This is a genomic window from Microbispora sitophila (assembly GCF_014892245.1).
GTDB lineage: Bacteria > Actinomycetota > Actinomycetes > Streptosporangiales > Streptosporangiaceae > Microbispora > Microbispora siamensis.
Genome location: NZ_JADBGC010000009.1, coordinates 153,934 through 174,220 on the forward strand (window position 1 = coordinate 153,934; position 20,287 = coordinate 174,220).

17 protein-coding genes are annotated in these 20,287 nt (G+C 71.7%); 9 read left to right on the forward strand and 8 right to left on the reverse strand.

The window, feature by feature from the left end:
- Nucleotides 1-15: 15 nt before the first annotated feature.
- From IL992_RS18280 to IL992_RS18290, 3 genes are all read right to left on the reverse strand, one after another.
- Nucleotides 16-2,469 (reverse strand): ExeM/NucH family extracellular endonuclease, encoded by a 2,454-nt coding sequence (locus tag IL992_RS18280; protein WP_193204566.1) that lies wholly within the window; start codon nucleotides 2,467-2,469, stop codon nucleotides 16-18.
- A 159-nt stretch (nucleotides 2,470-2,628) separates the two neighbouring features.
- Nucleotides 2,629-3,510, reverse strand: coding sequence for a universal stress protein (locus IL992_RS18285; RefSeq protein WP_193204567.1), 882 nt, complete (start codon nucleotides 3,508-3,510; stop codon nucleotides 2,629-2,631).
- A gap of 81 nt (nucleotides 3,511-3,591) precedes the next feature.
- On the reverse strand, nucleotides 3,592-4,062 hold the full coding sequence (locus IL992_RS18290) for a universal stress protein (protein WP_079314503.1): 471 nt from the start codon (nucleotides 4,060-4,062) through the stop codon (nucleotides 3,592-3,594).
- Nucleotides 4,063-4,420: 358 nt separating this feature from the next.
- On the opposite strand from IL992_RS18290, the gene IL992_RS18295 reads away from it, so the two are divergent.
- The gene (locus tag IL992_RS18295) at nucleotides 4,421-5,137 is read left to right on the forward strand and encodes a permease prefix domain 1-containing protein (protein ID WP_193204568.1); all 717 of its coding nucleotides are present in this window, start codon (nucleotides 4,421-4,423) and stop codon (nucleotides 5,135-5,137) included.
- Here IL992_RS18295 and IL992_RS18300 read toward each other — a convergent pair.
- Nucleotides 5,097-5,420: a helix-turn-helix transcriptional regulator gene (locus IL992_RS18300; RefSeq protein ID WP_076436494.1), complete on the reverse strand. Its 324-nt coding sequence runs from the start codon at nucleotides 5,418-5,420 to the stop codon at nucleotides 5,097-5,099. The genes IL992_RS18295 and IL992_RS18300 overlap by 41 nt on opposite strands.
- 83 nt (nucleotides 5,421-5,503) lie before the next feature.
- Here IL992_RS18300 and IL992_RS18305 point away from each other — a divergent pair, with 83 nt between their 5' ends.
- The 8 genes from IL992_RS18305 (at nucleotide 5,504) to IL992_RS18340 (ending at nucleotide 15,119) form a co-directional block, all read left to right on the forward strand.
- Nucleotides 5,504-6,691: a cytochrome ubiquinol oxidase subunit I gene (locus tag IL992_RS18305; RefSeq protein ID WP_193204569.1), complete on the forward strand. Its 1,188-nt coding sequence runs from the start codon at nucleotides 5,504-5,506 to the stop codon at nucleotides 6,689-6,691.
- A gap of 14 nt (nucleotides 6,692-6,705) precedes the next feature.
- Nucleotides 6,706-7,452 (forward strand): cytochrome d ubiquinol oxidase subunit II, encoded by a 747-nt coding sequence (locus IL992_RS18310; protein WP_193204570.1) that lies wholly within the window; start codon nucleotides 6,706-6,708, stop codon nucleotides 7,450-7,452.
- A 10-nt stretch (nucleotides 7,453-7,462) separates the two neighbouring features.
- On the forward strand, nucleotides 7,463-9,211 hold the full coding sequence (gene cydD / locus IL992_RS18315) for a thiol reductant ABC exporter subunit CydD (RefSeq protein ID WP_193204571.1): 1,749 nt from the start codon (nucleotides 7,463-7,465) through the stop codon (nucleotides 9,209-9,211).
- Nucleotides 9,208-10,938, forward strand: coding sequence for a thiol reductant ABC exporter subunit CydC (gene cydC / locus IL992_RS18320; protein WP_319018639.1), 1,731 nt, complete (start codon nucleotides 9,208-9,210; stop codon nucleotides 10,936-10,938). The genes cydD and cydC overlap by 4 nt, the downstream gene beginning before the upstream one ends.
- A 160-nt stretch (nucleotides 10,939-11,098) precedes the next feature.
- On the forward strand, nucleotides 11,099-12,409 hold the full coding sequence (locus tag IL992_RS18325) for an extracellular solute-binding protein (RefSeq protein ID WP_193204572.1): 1,311 nt from the start codon (nucleotides 11,099-11,101) through the stop codon (nucleotides 12,407-12,409).
- 83 nt (nucleotides 12,410-12,492) lie between these two features.
- Nucleotides 12,493-13,392 carry a carbohydrate ABC transporter permease gene (locus tag IL992_RS18330; protein WP_319018640.1) on the forward strand — a complete coding sequence of 300 codons (900 nt, stop codon included), beginning with the start codon at nucleotides 12,493-12,495 and terminating at the stop codon, nucleotides 13,390-13,392.
- Entirely contained in the window at nucleotides 13,389-14,219 is an 831-nt protein-coding gene (locus IL992_RS18335) for a carbohydrate ABC transporter permease (RefSeq protein WP_319018641.1), read from the forward strand. The genes IL992_RS18330 and IL992_RS18335 overlap by 4 nt, the downstream gene beginning before the upstream one ends.
- A gap of 12 nt (nucleotides 14,220-14,231) precedes the next feature.
- The gene (locus IL992_RS18340) at nucleotides 14,232-15,119 is read left to right on the forward strand and encodes a MurR/RpiR family transcriptional regulator (protein ID WP_319018642.1); all 888 of its coding nucleotides are present in this window, start codon (nucleotides 14,232-14,234) and stop codon (nucleotides 15,117-15,119) included.
- 72 nt (nucleotides 15,120-15,191) lie between these two features.
- Here IL992_RS18340 and IL992_RS18345 read toward each other — a convergent pair whose 3' ends face one another.
- The 4 genes from IL992_RS18345 to IL992_RS18360 form a co-directional block, all read right to left on the reverse strand.
- Complete coding sequence (locus IL992_RS18345) at nucleotides 15,192-16,496, reverse strand: S1C family serine protease (RefSeq protein ID WP_193204573.1); 1,305 nt, start codon at nucleotides 16,494-16,496, stop codon at nucleotides 15,192-15,194.
- A gap of 135 nt (nucleotides 16,497-16,631) precedes the next feature.
- Nucleotides 16,632-18,167, reverse strand: a complete 1,536-nt coding sequence (locus IL992_RS18350; protein ID WP_193204574.1) for an acyl-CoA synthetase — start codon at nucleotides 18,165-18,167, stop codon at nucleotides 16,632-16,634.
- 59 nt (nucleotides 18,168-18,226) lie between these two features.
- Nucleotides 18,227-19,366 carry a Fic family protein gene (locus IL992_RS18355; RefSeq protein ID WP_193204575.1) on the reverse strand — a complete coding sequence of 380 codons (1,140 nt, stop codon included), beginning with the start codon at nucleotides 19,364-19,366 and terminating at the stop codon, nucleotides 18,227-18,229.
- Nucleotides 19,367-19,433: 67 nt separating this feature from the next.
- The gene (locus IL992_RS18360; protein WP_193204576.1) at nucleotides 19,434-20,267 is read right to left on the reverse strand and encodes a MetQ/NlpA family ABC transporter substrate-binding protein; all 834 of its coding nucleotides are present in this window, start codon (nucleotides 20,265-20,267) and stop codon (nucleotides 19,434-19,436) included.
- Nucleotides 20,268-20,287: the final 20 nt, after the last annotated feature.

Here is a 20,287-nt window from a genome sequence, read left to right on the forward strand (position 1 = left end):
TCCGCGTATGGGTCGTCAGCCCTTGCCGCCGGGCAGGTTCAGCCCGATCAGCAGCGGGTCGTGGTCGGAGGAGCGGAACGCGTCGGGCCGGTACAGGCTCGGCGGGTTGAACTCCAGGTTGTAGTCCAGGATGCGCGGCTCGTCGGCGTTGACGTGCCAGATGGTCGCCCCGGTCACCCGCTTGACGAGCTGCTTGCCGGCCATCGCGTGGTCGAGCTCGCCCGACAGCCCGTTGAACAGGTAGCTGTAGCGCTGCGCCGCGGGGACGAACCGCTTGGACAGGCTGGTCAGGCCGCCCGTCTCCAGGGTGTGGATCGGGTCCTCCTCGCCGTACGCGTTGAGGTCGCCGATCACCAGCGGGTTCGGCAGGTCCATCGAGTCGATGAGGCCCAGCACGGCCTTGGCCTGCCGTACGCGCTCGGCGTTGTAGCAGCTCTGCCCGTCGCCCTGGTCGGTGTCGCCCCCGGTGGCCTCCTCGTCACAGCCCTTCGACTTGAAATGGTTGACGAGCAGCGTGAACGGCTGGCCACCGCCCACCCGGCGGAAGGTCTGGATCAGCGGCGGCCGCCGGAACACGGGGTCGGTCGAGGACCGCGTCTCCCCGACGAGGGTCAGCTTCGCCGGCTTGTAGATCGCGGCGACGTGGATGGCGTCGGTGCCCGGGTAGGGGTGGGTCAGGGCGGCGTACGTGCCCGCGCCCACCTCGGCGTTCAGGGCGTCGACCAGCGCGTCGACGGCGGTCTGGCCGTTGTTCTCGACCTCCATGAGCCCGACGACGTCGGCGTCGAGGCCCTTGAGCGTGGCGACGATCTTCTTGAGCTGCCGCTGCTGCTCCTCCGCGGTGTCGGCGCCGCGCGAGTCGAGCGTCGTGAACCAGTTGAGCGTGTTGAGGCTCGCGACGCGGACGTTCCCGCCGACCGGCAGAGGCGCCGGCAGCCGGGGGTTGGTCCGCAGGAAGGCGATCTGCTTGGTCGGCTCCAGCCGGTAGGCCCCGAAGCCGTAACTCAGCACGCCGGTGACGCCCACGGCGGTGTCGCCCAGCCGGACGACCTGCGGCGTCGTGTAGGGGATCGTCGCCGGGTTCTCGGTGTTCGAGCCGTCGTCGATCAGCAGCGACCTGCGGGCGTCCAGCGCGGGGCTCACGCCCTCACGGTCGGTCGGCTGGAACAGCCGGCCGCCGGCGGCGACCGTCACCTCGCCGAACCGGCCGAGGTTGTAGTGGTCGGTCACGGTCAGCGGCTCGGGGAAGGTCACGAGCACGTTCTCGTACGGCTCGAAGGTGGCGCCGTCGGCCCGCGGCAGGTCGTAGACCTTCGGCGTGATCGTCCCGGTGCCGCAGACGTCCACGGCCGTGACCGGGGACAGCTCGGTGAGCCCGTTGAACTCGGTGACCCGGCCGGTGACGAGCACCCGGTCACCGACCTTGACGTCCTTGAACGACGCCCGGGCGAACGCGAACAGGCCGTCGGAGGTGGCCGGGTCGGCGTCGGGCGTCGGGTCCTGGAAGTAGAACCCGCTCTGCTGGCCGGTCTGCTGGAAGTCGCCGGTCACGATTCCCTCGACCCGGACGGTCTGCCCCGCGAGCGGGGAGGCGGCGCCGCTGCCCTGGACCTCGGCGATCTGCCGGTTCGCCGGCACGTCGCACGGGTCCGTGCTGGGGGTGGGCGACGGTGTCGGCGAGGCGGAGGGCGACACCGAGGGCGACACCGAGGGCGACGCGGACGGCGAGGCGGACGGCGACGGCGAGGCGGCGCCGCAGGGAGCCGGGGGCGTCGCGGTGTTGCGCGGCGCGGGAGTGCCCGCGGCGAAGTCGGCCGCGTTGTCGTCGGTGTCCGCGCAACCGCCGCCGGCGCGCACCGCGGCGGTGGAGTTGCTCAGGCCCGGGGCCGCCGCCGAACCCTCGAAGTAGTTGGCCGTGCCGTACCCGACGAGGTCGGCGATCTGCGCGGTCTGCTCGGGTGTGCAGGGCGAGGAGCCGCCGTTGCAGGCCAGGCCCTCGGTGGAGCGGACCAGGGCGACCTTGCCCGCCGTGGCGCTCAGGCTGAGGGTGCCGACGGTGTCGGCGGACGGCAGCGTACCGCTCGGCGTCGATCCGGCGGAAAGCTGGACGAGGTGATATTGGCCAGGGGCGAGCGAGCCCGACAGGTTCTGCTTCTGGGAGCCGAACTGGCCGGTCCCGGTGGCACTGGTGTACTGGAGGGACCAGCCGTCCAGCGAGATCGCGGCGGTGCCGCGGTTGAAGAGTTCGACGTAGTCGTTGGTGTAGGGGGCGCCGGAGTTGCCGCCGCCTCCGTACACCTGGCTGATCACCACGGTGCCCGGCTCGGCAGAGGCGGACGCCGGCGACGCGACCGTGACTCCGGCGGTCAGGAGACCGGCGGCCGCGAGCGCGGCGACCGCGCGAGCGCCGCGTCTCGTGTCGCGGCCACCGGGGTGGTCATCGGGAAAGGCCCGGGATAGAGCACGCATGTCCCGGACTTTAGGGGTAGACCACCGCGACACCAGGACCAATAAGTGTCTTTAACACAAACTTGTATGGATTTGCCGATTGCCTGACGTCGTATCCGTAGGTGTGCTGCCCTTGCGCGTCGTGATTCGGGATGGATCGGTCCCATGCGGGTCCCCCGGTCAGCAATGGACGACTGCCACCGGACAGGTGACCGCGTCGATCAGCGGCCGGGTGACCGACCCGAGCCTGCCGAGCATCCCCCTGGCGCGGGTCGCGCCGACGACCAGCATGGTCGCGCCGGGTGAGGTGTCGGCCAGCACGTCGAGCACGGGCCCCTCGACGGGCTGAAGCAGGGTGTGCACGTCCGGGTATCGCGCGCGCCAGGGCTTCAGGGCGGATTCCAGGGCCTCGATGGCCTCCCTGCCAGGGACGTCGGACATCACCATGGGCGCCATGCCCGCGCTCCAGGCGGCGGCCGGGTAGCGCCAGGCGTGCACCGCGATCAGCGGCAGCGTCCGCAGGGCGGCCTCGCGGTAGGCGAAGGCGAGGACGTGGTCGTCGCCGCCGCCGACGCCCACGACGATGGGGCCGGGGTGCCTGCGATGCGGCAGCGGCCCCGTGCCGCGGACCACGATCACCGGGCAGAGCGCGTGCGTCGCGACGTGCCCCGCGACCGAACCCATCACGCGGCGGGCCGCGCCGCTCAGGCCGCGCGACCCCACGACGACGAGGTCGGCCGTCTCCGACAGCGCGACGAGCCGGTCGGAGGCCGGGCCCTCGAACAGGTCCTCCCGCACGCGGACGCCGCTCGTGCACTGCCGGGCGCACTCGGCGCCGTGCCACAGCACGTGCTCGGCCGCGTGGTGGAGGGACTTGCGCGCCTCCTCCTCGCCCGCGCCGTACGGCGACTGCCAGGCGTGGCAGACGGTGATGGGCGAGTCCCGGAACTCGGCCTCGTCCATCGCCCAGTCGAGCGCCTGCATGGCGAAGTCGGAGCCGTCGTAGCCGACGACGATGCCCGGGCTGGTGGCTGGGCCGCCGACCGGGCTGTTGGGTTCCATGCCCTCATGCTCCGCCCGGGCCGCACGGCCCGGCAGGGCGGAAAGTCCCGAGACCGGAAGGACATCCGGCCCCTGGTGGGATCAGGCCCGACTGCCGGCGAGCACTCCGGGACGGCGGTCGTGCTCCATGCCGGGCAGCACGACGACGACCGGGCACCTGGCCCGCAGCAGGCAGGCGGAGACGACCGGGTTGAGCACGGGGTACGGCTCGGACTCGGCCTCGTGCGCGCCCAGCACCAGCAGGTCCGCGCCGTCGGTCGCGCGCAGCAGGACCTGGGCCGGTGGCCCCTCGACGACAACCGGCTCGACGTGGCGCTCGCCGAGTTCGGCGACGGCCTGGGCGGCGACGTCGAGAGCGGTCCTGTGCTCGTCCTCGCGTGAGGTGCGGCTCGCGATGGGCGCGTAGTGGGCGTGCAGCCCGCCCGTCCACTCCCAGGCGTACACCGCCTCGACCCGCGCGCCGCGCAGCGAACCCTCGGCGGCGGCCCACCGCAGTGCGGCCTGCGACGCCATCGACCCGTTGATGCCCACCACGATCTTCGGCTGGTTCACGTTCCGCCTCGCTCTCCGCTCTCAGTCTCGCCGACCAGGGTTAACAGGGTGTTGCCGCGGCGAAACGGTCAGAAGACACCGCCCATGAGCATCCCTGTACCCAGAAAAATCCCCTGTCCCTCGCACCCCAGAAGGGACAGGGCCATGTTTTGGGGGCCGGGCCTCATCTGAGGACAGGGTATCTGCGAACCGGAGCGGTGCCGCTCCCCCCCTTTGCCGATCCGCAGGCGCCCACTGACCGTCTCGTTGCCCGCTCCCCGGCTCGGGCCACACGGGGACCTTGGGCCCAGGTCAGGGATCACCCTGATGCGCCTCCGGGTGCCCCGGCCGTACGCTTGCCGCAGACCGGGGAGGGACGATGGGGAACGCGGGTCCGATCGACGAGTACGTCGCGTCGATGCGACATGCGCTGCGGGGCCCGGGCGGCGCCAAGCGCGACCTGCTGACCGAGGCGCGCGACAGCCTGCTCGACGCGGCCGAGGCGTACGAGGGCGAGGGTCTCCCCCGGGCCGAGGCCGAACGGCTGGCGGTCGCCGACTTCGGGACCGTGCCCGAGGTCGCGCCGGGCTTCCAGGGGGAGCTGACGGTGAGCCAGGGCCGCCGCACGGCCGTGCTGCTGTTCCTCAGCGTGCCGCTCATCGCGTTCATGTGGGCGGTGATCTGGCGGGTCTTCCCCGAGAGCCCGCATATCGACGAGATCAAACCGGTCTGGTTCGGGCCGTTGGCCAGGACGGTGGACCTGCTCCAGCTCAGCGTGGGCGTGCTAGGCGGCGTCGCGCTGCTCGCGTTCGGCCGGGGGGCGCGGCGCATCCGCCGTCCGGCGCGGCTCACCCGCTGGCTGGGGTTGTTCGTCTGGATCCAGACGCCGCTGGTCGGGGCGATGGGCCTGACGCTGGCCGCGGCCGCCCACGGCCCTGATGGGTTCACCGACTACCTGCCCGGGCTGGCCGTCGCCCTGGTCAGCGACCTGCTCTCCGTGTGGCAGCTGTACAGCGCGGCACACTGCCTGCGCTGCACCAGGGTGGCTTCCGCGCTCAGCGCAGCGGATCCAGAACGCTCCCTATCGCGGTCGTGAACGACCGCCAGGCCGACCGCTCCCCCGCCAGCGCCTTACGCCCGGCGTCGGTGAGGCGGTAGGTCCGCCGTTTTCGCCCTCCGTCGGAGGCCCACTCGCCGGCGAGCAGCCCGGCCCGCTCCAGCCTGCGCAGCGCAGGGTAGACCGTGCCCGTCGGCACGTCGAGTGCGCCGCCGCTGCGCTCGCGCAGCGCCTCGATGATCGCGTAGCCGTGCAGCGGCTCGCGCTCCAGCACGGAGAGCAGCAGGGCGTCCATATGGCCCCGGAGCGCATCGGCGTTCACGCCCGCAGCCTATCCCGGTTCTTCACACGCCCACTCTATATGTAGGCTGTCTATATGTAGACAGCCTACGCATGGAGAAATCAATGGACATCCTCGTCCTCGCCCGGCTGCAGTTCGCCGTGACCGGAAGCCTCCACTTCCTGTTCGTCGTGCTCACGCTCGGGCTGGCCCCGCTGGTGGCGATCATGCACACCCGGTACGCCATCGGCGGGAACCCCCTGCACGAGCGGATGACCCGCTTCTGGGGGCAGATCTACGTGATCAACTACGCGCTCGGCATCGTCACCGGGCTCGTGATGGAGTTCCAGTTCGGGCTGAGCTGGAGCGGGCTTTCGCACTACGCGGGCGACGTGTTCGGCGCGCCGCTGGCCATGGAGACGCTGCTGGCTTTCTTCCTGGAGTCCACGTTCCTGGGCCTGTGGATCTTCGGCTGGCATCGGCTGCCACGCGGGCTGCACGTGGCGTGCATCTGGCTGGTGACGTTGACGGCGTACGCCTCGGCGCTGTTCATCATGGTCGCCAACTCCTTCCTGCAGAACCCGGCGGGCTCGGCCGAGGAGGGCGGGCGGCTCGTACTGCATGACTTCGGCGCGCTGTTCACCAACCCGACCCTCGTCTTCGCGCTCCCCCACGTGCTGAGCGCCGGGCTGTGGACCGGCGGGTTCGTCGTGATGGGCGCGAGCGCCTACCACCTGTTCCGGCGCACCACCGAGCGGGAGTTCTTCACCCGCTCCCTGCGCATCGGCGTGCTGACCGCCCTCATCGGGTCGCTGCTCACGGTCGGGTTCGGCTACGCCCAGTTCGGGCCGGTCAGCGACGTCCAGCCGGACAAGTTCCACGGGACGGCCCCGGGCATCGCACTCGGACTGATGATCTTTATCGGGCAGCTCGTCCAGTTCGCCGTGATGTTCGTGCTGGCGCCCCTGCTCATCCGCGACCTGCTGGCCCGCTGGCGCTGGCTGCACCCGCTCCTCATGATCCTGACCCCGCTGCCGTTCGTCGCGGCGATCGCCGGCTGGATCGTCCGCGAGATGGGCCGCCAGCCCTGGCTGGTGTACGGCAAGCTCTCCGTGGCCGATGCCCTGACCCCTGGGCTGACCCGGGCGGACATCACCGCCTCCTTCGCGGGTTTCGCGGGCGTGCTCGGGCTGCTCGCCCTCGTCGACTACGCCCTCATCGCCCGTGCCGTACGGCGCGGCCCGGCACAGGTCGCCCTCGGCGCCGCGGACCTTCCGGTCACGGCAGAGCCCGTCCCCGCCCACTCGCTGTAGAGGACACGCTCCCCATGGACATCTTCTGGTTCCTGACGTTCGCCGTCCTGCTGGCCGGCTACTTCGCCCTGGAGGGCTTCGACATCGGGCTCGGCGTGCTGCTGCCCGCGCTCGGCCGCTCCCCCGCCGCCCGGGACCGTCTCGTCGGCGCGATGGCCCCGTTCGTGCTCGCCAACGAGGTGTGGCTGGTCGCGCTCGCCGGCGTGCTGTTCGGCGCGTTCCCGGTGCTGGAGGGCCAGGCGCTGAGCCGCCTATATCCCCTCGTCGTCGCCCTGCTGCTGGCGTGGATCGTGCGCGACGCGGGGCTGTGGTTCCGCCGCAGGTCCGGCGGCGCCACCTGGCGTCTGGTGTGGGACGGCGCGCTGTGGGCGGGTTCGGCGGGGCTGGCGCTCGCCTGGGGCGCGATCCTCGTGGCCGTCGCGCGCGGCCTGCCCGCCTCGCCCCTCGACGCGCCGGGCATCGCGGGAGGTGTGGCGCTGCTCGCGCTGCTCGCCTGGCACGGCCGCACCTTCGCGGCCTGGCGCCTGCAGGACGGCCCGGGCAGGAGCGGGCGGGCGCTGCTGCTGTCGGCCTGCGCCGCCGCCGCGCCCGCGGTCCTGGTCATGGCGGCCGCGTCCGCCCACATGCTCGGCAACGCCGCCCCGGATCAGACACTGACTGTGCTCAGTGTCATGGTGGTCCCGGTCGCCCCGATCCTCGTGGGCGCGCAAGTATGGGTGTGGCGCACCTTCTCCAGGGGCGCGCTGCCGACGTTCTTCTGATTGGGGACCGTTGCACAAGGATCTCCTCCGGCTGGCCCGCGCGGAGCGGAGCGTCCGCATCCATCTCGCCTGCTGCCTGGCGGCGGCGGTGGTGGCCGGGCTGCTCGTGCTCGTGCAGGCGGAACTGCTGGCCGGGGTGCTGTCCGGCCGGTTCGCGGTCGCCGCGCTGCTCCCCCTGGCGCTCGTCGTCGCCTGCCGGGGGCTGCTCGGATGGGCGCAGGGAGTGCTCGCGGGCCGCGCGGCCACCGCGCTGAAGTCGGCCCTGCGGCGGCTGCTCCTCGGCCGGGTGGAGGGTCTCGGGCCCGCGTACCGGTCGGGTGAGGTGGTGACGCTCGCGGGCCGGGGGCTCGACGCGCTCGACCCCTACCTGACGGGCTACCTGCCGTCGGTCGCCGTGGCCGGGGTCGTGCCGCTCGCGGTCGTGGTCCGGCTCTTCGTCGCCGACCTGGCCACCGCCGTGATCGTGGTGCTCACGCTGCCGCTGATCCCGATCTTCGGGGCGCTGGTCGGGTGGACCACCAAGACCGTGACGGAACGGCAATGGCGCGCGCTGGCCCGCCTCGGCGGCCACTTCCTCGACGTCGTGCGCGGCCTGCCCACGCTGCGGGCGTTCGGCCGGGCCCGCTACCAGGCGTCGGTGATCCGCGAGGTCGCCGAGGCCCACCGCGCCGCGACGATGCGCACGCTGCGGGTGGCGTTCCTGTCGTCGCTGGTGCTCGAACTCGTGGCCTCGCTGTCGCTGGCGCTGGTGGCGGTGCCCGTGGGGCTGCGGCTGCTGTCGGGCTCGCTCGACCTGCGTACGGCGCTGCTCGTGCTGCTGCTGGCCCCGGAGGCGTACCTGCCGCTGCGCGCGATGGGCACCCGCTTCCACGCCGCCATGGAGGGCGTCGCCGCCGCCGACGAGGCGTTCGCGGTCATCAACCCGCCGCAGGAGGCCGGGCAGGCGACCGCACCGGCCGGAGCCACCACGGGCACGGGGAAGGCAGGGAAGGCACCAAGCCCGAGGAGCGCGGAAAAAGCAGGGAGCGCGGGGCGTGCCGCGCCGGCCGGCGGGCCGCCGGAGATCCGGCTGGAGGACGTCACCGTGCGCTACCCGGGCCGCGAGGAGACCGCGCTGGACCGCGTCTCGCTGGTTATCGAGCCGGGCGAGCGGGTGGCGATCGTCGGCCCCAGCGGCGCGGGCAAGAGCACCCTGCTGCACCTGCTGCTCGGGTTCGTGGCCCCGTCGGAGGGGCGGGTGCTGATGGACGGGACCGATCTGGCCGGCCTCGACCTCGACGAGTGGCGGCGGCGGCTCGCCTTCGTGCCGCAGCGCCCGCACCTGTTCGCGACGTCGGTGGCCGACAACATCGCGCTCGGTTCGGCGGCCGATCCGGAGGAGATCAGGGCCGCCGCCGAGGCGGCGCAGGTCGCGGAGTTCGCCGGCGCCCTGCCACAGGGATACGACACCCCGCTCGGCGAGCGCGGCGCGAACCTGTCGGCGGGCCAGCGTCAGCGGGTCGCCCTGGCCAGGGCCTTCTGCCGCCCCGCCGCCCGGGTGCTGCTGCTGGACGAGCCCACCGCGCGGCTCGACGGCAGGAGCGAGGCGGCGATCGTGGCGGCCACGCGCAGGCTGGCGGAGGGCCGTACGGCGATCATCGTCGCGCACCGCCCGGCGATGATCGACCTGGCCGACCGGGTCGTCCGCCTCGACGGCGGCGCCCTCGTCCCCCCGGTTCCGGCCCCCCCGATCTCCGTGCAGGGCGGGGAGGCCCGATGAGCCGCGTAGAGACGACCAGAGTGGCCTCACCGCTGTCGGTGGTCGCCGGCACCGGCATGGGACGGCGGCTCGTGCTCGCCGCGCTCGCCGGGGCGGCGGCCGACCTCGCGGGGGTCGCGCTCATCGCGTCGGCCGCCTGGCTGATCACTCGGGCCGCCGAGCAGCCGCCCCTGGCGGCGCTGTCGGTCGCGATCGTGGCCGTGCGGGCGTTCGCCACCACCCGCGGCGTGTTCCGGTACGGCGAGCGCCTGGCCGGGCACGACGTCGCGCTGCGCGCCCAGGCGGGCACCCGCGAGCGTCTCTACCGGGCGCTGATCCCGGCCGGGCCGCTGCCGCAGCGCGGAGCCGACCTGCTCAGCCGCATGGTGGACGACACCGACGCCGTGCAGGACCTGCTCGTCCGCTGCCTGCTGCCGGCCGCCGCCGCACTGATCACCGGAGTCGCCGCGGTCGTCATCGCGGGCTTCCTGCTGCCCGCCGCCGCGTTCGTGCTCGCCGCCGGCCTGCTCGTCGCCGGGGTGCTGCTGCCCGCGGGCACGGCCGCCGCCGCGCGGCGCTGGTCGGCGCGGATCGCCCCGGCCCGCGCCGACCTGGCCGCCCGGGTGGCCGACCTGGTCCACGGCGCGGCCGACCTCGCGGCGTACGGCGCGCGCGACCGGGCGCTGTCGGCGGCGATGGACGCCGACGGACGGCTGTCCCGGCTGGAGCGGGGGCAGGCCCGGATCAACGCCGCCGCGCTCGGCGTCGGCATGCTGACGCAGGGGCTGACCGTCGTCGTCGTGGTCCTGACGGCCCAGGCCGCCGGTCTCGGCCGGGTCGCGACCGCCGTGGCCGCCCTGACCGCGCTGGTCGCCTTCGAGCCCGCGCTGCCGCTGGCGGCCGCGGGTGAGCGGTTCGCGGGGGTGGTCGCGGCGCTGCGCAGGCTCAGGGAGACCGCCGCCACTCCCCCGGCGGTGCGCGAGCCCGCGGACCCGGCGCCCGCACCCGAGCCACCGCTGACGGTCGAGGTCGACGACCTCGTGGTGCGTCACGGCGGGCGCGAGCCGGCGCTGAACGGCGTGAGCCTGACGCTGACGCCGGGCCGCCGGGTCGCGGTGGTCGGCCCGAGCGGCGCGGGGAAGAGCACCCTGCTGTCGGCGCTGATGCGGACCGTGGAGATCGAGTCCGGCACGGTCCGGCTCAACGGGGTCGACGTGCGGCGCCTGTCCTCCGACGACGTGCGGGCGCTCATCACGGGCCTCACCCAGGATCCGTACGTCTTCCAGGCCACGGTCAGGGACAACCTGCGCCTGGCCGGACCGCAGGCGTCCATCGACGACATCGAGGCGGCCGTACGGCGGGCCCGCCTGGACGCCTGGACCGAGCGCACCGGCTGGGACGCGGTGCTCGGCGAGGACGGCCGGACGGTCTCCGGCGGTCAACTCCAGCGGCTCGCGCTGGCCCGGGCCCTGCTGTACGACCCGCCGGTGCTGCTGCTCGACGAGCCGGCCGAAGCGCTGGACGAGGAGACGGCCGACCTGCTGATGGCCGACCTGCTGGACGCCACCCGGGGCCGCACCACGCTGCTGGTCACCCACCGGCTGCGCGGCCTGGAACAGGTCGACGAGATCGTCGTGCTGGAAGGCGGCAGGGTCACCCAGTGCGGCGCGCACGCCGACCTCGTCGCCGTGCCGGGGTACTACCGCGACCTGTGGGAGTCGGAGGCCCTCACCCGCCACCGCGGCTGAACGCTCTCGCCCCGCCACCTGTTCGCGTGAACCTTCCGTGAAGAAGGCATTGCGGATCTTGTCAGATGTAAGTAATTTTCAGACAACGCGATGACCTTGCATGGCATTTACCTACACGCATGGCACTCGCCGGACTGGCTACGAGCCGACAGGGAGTCTCATGAAGAGAAGATGGATCGCGGGAGCGATCGGCGTGCTCGCGGTGACGCTGGCGGCGTGCGCTCCAGGGCAGGGCAGTACAGCGCAGAGCGGCGCATCCGAGCAGGGCGGCAAGGCGGGCGGTGACAAGGTCACGCTGAGTCTGTGGTCGTGGCGGGTGGAGGACGTCAAGGCGTACGAGAAGATCCTCGCCAAGTTCGAGGAGTCGCACCCGAAGATCCACGTCGAGTTCAAGCCGTTCCAGGCCACCGAGTACAACAACATCCTGGCCACCGGCCTGTCCGGCGCCGCCGGGCCCGACGTCGCCCAGCTGCGGGCGTACGGCGGGCTCCAGCCGCTGGTCGAGGCGGGCCAGCTGGTGCCGCTGGACGGCAAGGTGGAGGCGCTGTCCGGCTTCGACGCCAAGCTGCTGGAAGGCGCCAAGGGCCACAAGGACGGCAAGATCTACGGCGTGCCGTTCGCCTACCAGACGCTCCAGGTGCTCTACAACAAGAAGCTGTTCGGCGACAACGGCATCCGGCCCCCCGCCACCTGGGACGACATGATCGCGGCGGCCGGGAAGCTGAAGGCGGCCGGGATCACGCCGTTCGCCGTCGCGGCCGGCCCCGACGCGACCTGGACGCTGCCGATCGTCCACGAGATCTTCGGCAACGCCCGTTACGGCAGCACGAAGTTCCGGGACGCGCTGCTGAGCGGCGAGAAGAAGTTCACCGACCCCGACTTCACGGCCTCGATCAAGCTGATCAAGGACCTGGAGCCGTACTTCCCCAAGGACGTGGTGGCCGTCAAGATCCCCGACGTCCAGGCGCTGTTCGCCACCGGAAAGGCCGCGATGTACCCCACGGGCAGCTTCGACCTGGCGCCCGTGCTCGCGGCCAACCCGAGCCTGGAGATCGGCGCCTTCCAGGTGCCGCCGCCGCCCGGCTCCCCGGTGACCACACCCGTCACGCCGGGCTGGGCCGACGGCTCGTTCGGCGTCAACGCCAAGTCGGCCCACCAGGCCGAGGCGCTCGAACTGGTCACGTGGATGGCGACGCCGGAGTTCGGGCAGCTCTACGCGAGCGAGCTGAAGCAGTTGTCCGCGGTCCCCGGGGTCACGCCGCCGGACCCGCTGCTGGCCGAGATGGCGAAGAACTACGCCGTCAACGGCGCGCCGTACACGCTGCTCGTCGACTTCCGGTACGGCCAGCCGAACGGTGACGCGGTCTTCCGGGACGAGGTGCAGAAGATGCTGGTGGGCCAGACCGATCCCAAGGCGGTCGCCGAGAGCGTGCAGAAGGGCGTCGGGCAGTGGTTCAAGCCGGGGAACTGAGCACGCCCCGGCGCTCTCCCGGACGCTTCTCCGGGCGCTTTTCCGGACGTCGCGCGGCACGCACCGGCGCCGGTCGCCGGTACGTGCCGCGGTGGCGGGTGCTGGCCGTCTTCCTGCTGCCCGCGTTCCTGCTCTATTCGGTCTTCATCGTCTATCCGCTGGTCACCGCGCTCGACTACAGCTTCTTCGAGTGGCGCGGGATCCGGCAGACGGGGTTCGCGGGGCTCGGCAACTACCGGGACCTGTTCGGCGTCTACCCCTACGACCAGCAGCTGTGGCGGGCGCTGGCGCACAACGCGCTGTTCTTCGCCGGGACGATGCTGATCCAGAACACGGTCGGGCTGCTGTTCGCCCTCCTGCTGTTCCGGTACGGCCGCGGCAAGCGGTTCCTGCAGGCCGCGTTCACCACGCCCTACCTGGTGGATCCGCTGGTCGTCGGCTACCTGTGGAGCCTGCTGCTCAACCCGACGTTCGGCCCGGTCAACTCGCTGCTCGAGGCGGCCGGGCTGGACTCGTGGGCGCTGCCCTGGCTGGGCGACACGCGTACGGCGCTGCCGGTCGTCATTCTGGTCAACGCGTGGCAGTGGGTGGGCTTCCCCATGCTGCTGTTCTCCGCCGCTCTCGCCGGAATCCCGGCCGAGTATCACGAGGCGGCCCGGGTCGACGGGGCCTCGGCCTGGCAGGCGTTCCGGCGGGTGACGCTGCCGCTGCTCACCCCGGCGATCGGCGTGGTGAGCGTGCTGACGTTCATCGGCAACTTCAACGCCTTCGGGCTGGTCTACGCGATGGCCGGGTCGACCGGGTCCCCGGCGGGCTCGACCGACGTGCTCGGTCTGCTGTTCTACCGGGTCGCGTTCGTCGAAGGCGGCGTGAACGCGATCGGGCGGTCGTCGGCGCTCGCCGTGCTGATGTTCGTGTTCATCTTCGGGGTGTCGCTGCTGGCCGGCTCGTACTTCCGCCGCCGGGAGAGGAGGCTGCTGTGACGGCCCGGCACCAGGCTCCGGGGCGCGTCGCCGTCCACCTGCTGCTGTGGGGGTACGCGGTCGTCGCGCTGCTGCCGTTGGTCGTCATGCTGCTCAACTCGCTGCGGCCCACCAGCGAGATCTTCACCGCGCCGCTGGGGCTGCCGGCGTCCCCCACGCTGCACAGTTACGGCCGGGTGTGGACGGAGGCGTCGTTCAGCACCTACCTGCTGAACTCGCTGACCGTCACCTGCGGCGCCGTGCTGCTCGGCACGGCGGTCTCCGCGCTCGCGGCCTATCCGCTGGCCCGCTACGACTTCTTCGGCAACCGGGTGCTCGGGGCGTACTTCCTGGCGGGGTTGATGCTGCCGATCCGGCTGGGCCTGGTGCCGATCTTCTACCTCATGGACTCCATGGGGCTGATCGACTCGCTGCTCGGGCTCACGCTGCTGTACGCCGCGTCGGGGGTGCCGTTCTGCATGTTCGTGCTGTCGGCGTTCTACCGTTCCCTGCCCGGGGAACTGGACGAGGCGGCCCGGCTCGACGGGGCCGGTGAATTCCGGATCTTCGGGCAGATCATGCTGCCGCTGGTGCGGCCCGCGCTGGCGTCGGTGACGCTGTTCCAGTTCGTGCCGCTGTGGCATGAGTTCCTCTACCCGCTGGTGCTGCTGCGCTCCGACGAGAAGTTCACGATCCCGCGCGGGTTGTCGCAGTTCTTCGGCGAGTACACGACCGACTGGTCGGCGCTGTTCGCCGGGCTGGTCCTCGCCACGGCGCCGCTCTTCGTGCTGTTCGTCCTGGCGACCAAGCAGATCATCGCCGGGCTGACCGCCGGCATGAGCAAGTAGAGGCAGGGCGGCGTGAGCTCCGGCGGAGACTACTCGAACGGGATTCTCGTGCGGCTGCGCGGCGCGATCCGGTCTCTGCGGCCCGCGGAGCAACGGGTCGCGCGCGCGGTGCTGGCCGACCCCCAGGGCGTCGCGGACCGGCCGATCGGGGCGCTCGCCCGCGAGTGCGGCACCTCGGAGGCCACGGTGCTGCGCTTCTGCCGGGCCATCGGGCTGCGCGGCTACCCCGAGCTGCGGATCGCGCTCGCCCGCGAGGCGACGCTGGAGGCGTCGCGTGCCGGGGACTCCCGCCCGCTCGACGGCGACATCAGCGCCGACGATCCGCTGCAGGAGATCGTCGCCAAGATCGGCTACAGCGATTCCCGCGCGGTCGCGGAGACCGCCGAGCACCTCGACACCGCCGCCCTGGAGCGTGCGGTCACCGCGATCGCCGCGGCCCGCCGCGTGGACCTCTACGGCGCCGGGGCGAGCGGCTTCGTCGCGGCCGATCTGCACCAGAAGCTGCACCGGATCGGCCTGATGGCCTTCGCCTGGCAGGACTTCCACAGCGCGCTCACCTCGGCCGCGCTGCTTCGCAGGGGCGACGTCGCGATCGGCATCTCGCACACCGGCACCACCGTCGACGTCCTGGACGCGCTGCGGCTCGCCGCCGACCGGCAGGCGACCACGATCGCGATCACGAACTTCGACCCCTCGCCGATCACGGAGCTCGCCGACATCGTGCTGAAGACCGCGGCCCGCGAGACCCCGTTCCGCTTCGGCGCGATGGGCAGCAGGATCGCCCAGCTCACCGTCGTCGACTGCCTCTCCGTCGGAGTGGCCGCCCGGCTCACGTACGACGAGACCCTCACCGCCCTGGAGGACACCTTCCGCGCGATCAGCGGCCGCCGGCGCAGGTAGGCACTTTTCCCAAGAAAAGCGATCGCCGGCGGGCCGTCCCCCCAGAGGCCCGCCGGCGACGATCGTGGACCGTCAGCTCGTGGACGACTGCTCCGCGAGCGCGGTGGTGATGGTGTTCTCCTTGCCGTCACGGGTGTAGGTGACGGTCACCTTGTCGCCGGGGCGGGAGCTGCGGATGGTGCCGACGAGCGCCTCCGCGCTGTCCACCAGCTTGTCGTTGATCTTGGTGATCAGGTCGCCCTCCTTGAGGCCGGCCTTCTCCGCCGGGCTGCCGGCCGTGATCGAGCTGACCACCGCACCGGACGCGCCGCCGACCGCGTCGGCCACGCTCACACCGAAGAAGGCGTGGGTGGCCTTGCCCGTCTTGATGAGCTGCTCGGAGACGAGCTTCGCGGTGTTGATGGGGATCGCGAAGCCCACGCCGATGTTGCCGGAGCTGGAGCCCGAGGTGGCGATCGCCGTGTTGACGCCGACGACCTGCCCGGAGGAGTTGACCAACGCGCCGCCGGAGTTGCCGGGGTTGATCGCGGCGTCGGTCTGGATCATGCCGCCGATCGTGGTGCCCTGGCTCTGCGGCTGCTGCTGCTGTTCCATGCCCCAGGGGAACTGCGGCTGCTGCTGCTCTTCGGGGGCCTCCGTCAGCGTGCGGTCGAGGGCGCTCACGATGCCGGAGGTGACCGATCCCTCCAGGCCGAGCGGGCTGCCGATCGCGAGAACGGCGTCGCCGACCTGGAGCTTGTCGCTGTCGCCGAGGGAGGCGGGGGTCAGGCCGGACACGCCCTGCGCCTGGATGACCGCGAGGTCCGTGGTGGGGTCGGTGCCCTTGATGACGGCGTTGGCGGTCTTGCCGTCGCTGAACTTCACGGTGACCGTGCCGCCGCCTCCGCCGCCGATGCTCACCACGTGGTTGTTCGTCAGGATCAGACCGTCGGCCGACAGGATGACACCGGACCCCTCGCCGCCGGCCGTGGCGGTCTTCACCTCGATGGACACCACGGACGGCATGATCGCCTTGGCCACCGCGGCGATGGTGGTGGTGGAGGAGTTGGACACCCCCTTGACCACCGGGCTCGCGATCACCGTCTGCCCGCCGTTCACGCTGTTCGCGACGAGGGCCCCGGTGACCCCGCCGCCCAGCGCCACGGCCACGAGGGCGAGGCCCGCACCCGCCTTCTGTCGGGCGGTCAGCGTGCCCTTCCGCGCCGGAGGCGGCGGAAACTGCGCCGTGTCATAAGAACCGTTCCCGTAGGCGCCGTACGACTGGTACGCCCCGGTGTACTGCCCGTGCTGCGGCGGAGTGCTTCCAAACTGGCTCCAGCCGTGACCGGGGAGTATCTGGGTGTTCTCGTCGCCGGGAACGTGCTCAGGTGAGCTCATCGCCATCCCCCTCAATGGATTTCGCCGGTGATCCCGGCTCTCCGCCGGTACACGTAATACGATGACGCATCGGCGATAAGGTCTCGCTAAGCGATCAGCGGTGGGGATCCCCGAGCGCCCTACGCGTACTTTATGTCAGCTCGTCCGGGGCCAGTACTCGTCCCTGAGCAGGCGCTTGTACAGCTTGCCGGTGGGGTGGCGGGGCAGCTCGTCACGGAAGTCGACCGACTTCGGGCACTTGTAGTGGGCCAGGCGTTCCCGGCAGTAGGCGATCAGCTCGGCCTCCAGCCCGGGACCGGCGCCGGCCGGGTCCGCCGGCTGCACGACGGCCTTGACCTGCTCGCCCATCTCGGGGTCCGGCACCCCGAAGACGGCCACGTCGGCCACCTCGGGATGCATCGCCAGCACGTTCTCGGCCTCCTGCGGGTAGATGTTCACCCCGCCGGAGATGATCATGTACGAGCGCCGGTCGGTGAGGTAGAGGAAGCCGTCCTCGTCCAGGTAGCCGATGTCTCCCAGCGTGGTCCAGCCGCGGCCCTTGGGGTCCTGGACCGACGCGGTCTTCTCGGGGTCGCCGTGATACTCGAACTTCGGCCCGTCCGAGAAGTAGACCGTGCCGTGCTCACCGGGCGGCAGCTCGTCGCCGTCCTCGTCGCAGACGTGGGTGACCCCGAGCAGCGGCCGGCCCACCGTGCCCTTGTGGGCGAGCCAGTCCTCCGGCCCCGCGTACAGGAAGCAGTTGCCCTCCGTGCCCGCGTAGTACTCGTGGATGATCGGCCCCCACCACTCCATCATCCGCTCCTTGACCTCGACCGGGCAGGGCGCGGCGGCGTGGATGGCGCAGCGCAGCGACGACAGGTCGTAGCGCTCGCGCACCTCCTCGGGCAGCTTCAGCATCTTGACGAACATCGTGGGCACCCACTGCGCGTGGGTGACCCGGTGCCGCTCGACGAGCGCCAGCGACTCCTCGGGGTCGAACCTCTCCATCACCACCACGGTCGCGCCGAGGCGCTGGAAGGACATGCTGTAGCGCAGCGGAGCGGCGTGGTAGAGCGGCGCGGGCGACAGGTACACGCTGTCGGCCGAGGGGGCGAACAGGAACTGGATGAGCTGCACCAGGGCCCCGGGGGCCTCCAGCGGCGCCTGGCTGAGCGGCGGCTTGACGCCCTTGGGGCGTCCCGTGGTGCCCGACGAGTAGAGCATGTCGGCGCCCTGGCACTCGTCGCCGACCGGCGTCGCCGGCTGCCCCGCTACGGCCTCCTCGTACGACGTGAAGCCCGGGGCGACGCCGTCCATCATGAGCCGCAGCTCGACCCCGGGTGTGGCCTCGGTGACGGCGCTCGCGACGCCGGCGAGCTTCGCCGAGGAGATGAAGACCCGCGCCCCGCAGTTGTCCACGATGTACGACAGCTCGTCGGCCTGGAGGCGGGAGCTGATCGCGGTGTAGTACAGGCCCGAGCGGTGCGCGGCCCACGCGATCACGAGGAAGAGCGGATGGTTCTCCAGCATGAAGGCGATGTGGTCGCCCGGCCGCAGGCCCGCGGCCCGCAGCAGGTGGGCCAGGCGGTTGGATTCCTCGTCGAGTTCACGAAAGGTGATCACACGGCCGGAGCCCGCCATGATCACCGCCGGTTTGTCCGGCGTCACCGCCGCGATCGCCCCAGGGTGCATAACCGAACGTTACTCGGTTTGCTTTCCGCGCGGTAGGCGCGAGTTCCCGATGCGTCCGCTCAGCCCTCCAGCGTCCGGTAGGGGTCGCGCAGCGGACTGGCCCGCTCGGCGAACGCGGCCTTGATCTCCGTCATCTTCGGCCCCGGCGCGTAGAAGCGGCCCTTCGTCTCGCCGTACGGCTGGAGCCACCCGGTGGCCGCCAGCTCGCGCAGGTCGCGTGCGGCCTGGCCCTGGCTCAGCCCCTCGTCGGCCTGGTACATGCCCCGCCGCAGCCGCCGGGAGACGAACACCTGGTAGAGCGCCGAGACCGTGCGCGGGTGCAAGCCCTGCGCCCCGGTCTGCTCCTCCAGCAGCGTCCACACCTCGCCCGCCTCTGCGAGCCGGCGTCCCACCCGCTGCGCCTGCATGTGGTGGCACCGCAGGACGAACCGCACCCACGAGAGGGTGTCCCCGTGCGGGCTCCACCGGCGGCGTCCCACCTCGCCGAGCACGTCATAGTAGTCGTAGGTGGTGCGGCCCTCGCCCAGCCACTCCTCGATCGAGGCGAACTCCGGCGTGGTGATCTGGTCGCGGCCGAGCACGAGCGTCTGCAGCGCCCGCGACATGCGCCCGTTGCCGTCCCGCCACGGGTGGATCTTGACGAGGTTGAGGTGCGCCATGGCGGCGCGCACGTAGCCGGGCGCGCCGAGGTCGCCCTCGTTGAGCCACTCGACCAGTTCCGCCAGCAGGCCGGGGACCTGTTCGTGGTCCGGGCCCTCGTAGACCACCTCGCCGGTGGCGGAGTTGCGCACGTAGATCCCGCCGGGCCGCACCGTGCCCGGCGTCTTGTCCACGTGATGGCCGATCATCATGAAGTTGAGCGCGTGCAGCAGGCCCGCGTCGTAGCGGAAGACCCGTGCCCACGACAGGGTGCCGATGTAGGTGAGCGCCTGCCGGTAGCCGGCGATCTCCCGGGCCACGGCCGCCGACGTCTCCAGGGGATCCTCGCCGGACATGATCGACTCGATGTCCTCGACGCTGGCGTGGTAGCCCTCGATGGAGTTCGACCCCTGGATCGCCCGCGCCTGCAACTGCCGCCGCAGCAGGCCGTCCCAGCGGTGGGCCTCGGCCAGCCGGTATTTCAGGTCCCGCCGCATCTCCTCGATCTGGGCGAGCACCTTCTCGTCCGCGGCCTCCAGTGCCGGTATGCCGTACAACATGGGGCCATGACAGCATGGACGAATCATCCGGTCAAGCGACTGGATGATTCGTCCATTTATGTACGCGTCAGGAGGCGGGGATGACCGAGCCCTTGAAGGTGTCCTCGATGTACTTCTTCACCTCGGGGCCGGTCAGCAGCCCGACCAGCGTCTTCACCCGCGGGTCGCTCTCGTGCCCCTGCGCGACCACCAGGCCGTTGGCGTACGGGTTGCCCTCGGCCTTCTCCAGCACCAGCGCGTCGGAGGACGGGTTGAGGTTCGCCTCCAGCGCGTAGTTGCCGTTGATTACAGCGGCGTCCACGTCGTCGAGCGAGCGCGGCAGCTGCGCGGCCTCCAGCGGGCGGAAGGTCAGGTTCTTCGGGTTGCCGGTCACGTCGCGCTCGGTCGCGGCGGTGCCCACGCCGTCCTTGAGCGTGACCACGCCGTTGTCGGCGAGCAGCTTGAGCGCCCGGCCGAGGTTGGTGGCGTCGTTGGGCACCGCGACCGTGCCGCCCTGCGGCAGCGAGGCGAGGTCCTTGACCTTCTTGGAGTACAGGCCGAGCGGCTCCAGGTGCACGGGGGCGACGAAGCTCAGCTTCGTGCCCTTGGAGGCGTTGAAGTCGTCCAGGTACGGCTTGTGCTGGAAGTAGTTGGCGTCGAGCTGGCCGTCCTGGAGCTGCAGGTTGGGCTGCACGTAGTCGCTGAATTCGACGATCTCCAGCTTCAGGCCCTTCGCGGCGGCCAGGTTGTCGGCCACGTACTTCAGGATCTGCGCGTGCGGCACCGGGCTCACGCCGACCTTGAGCGGGGCGTCCGCCGCCGCCGTGCCGGAGGCGGTCGCCGTGTCCGAAGACGAGGACCCGCAGGCGGACAACACGAGCGCGACCACGGCGGCGATGACGAGGCCGAGCGTTCTACGCATGGGACAGAACTCCTTAGATG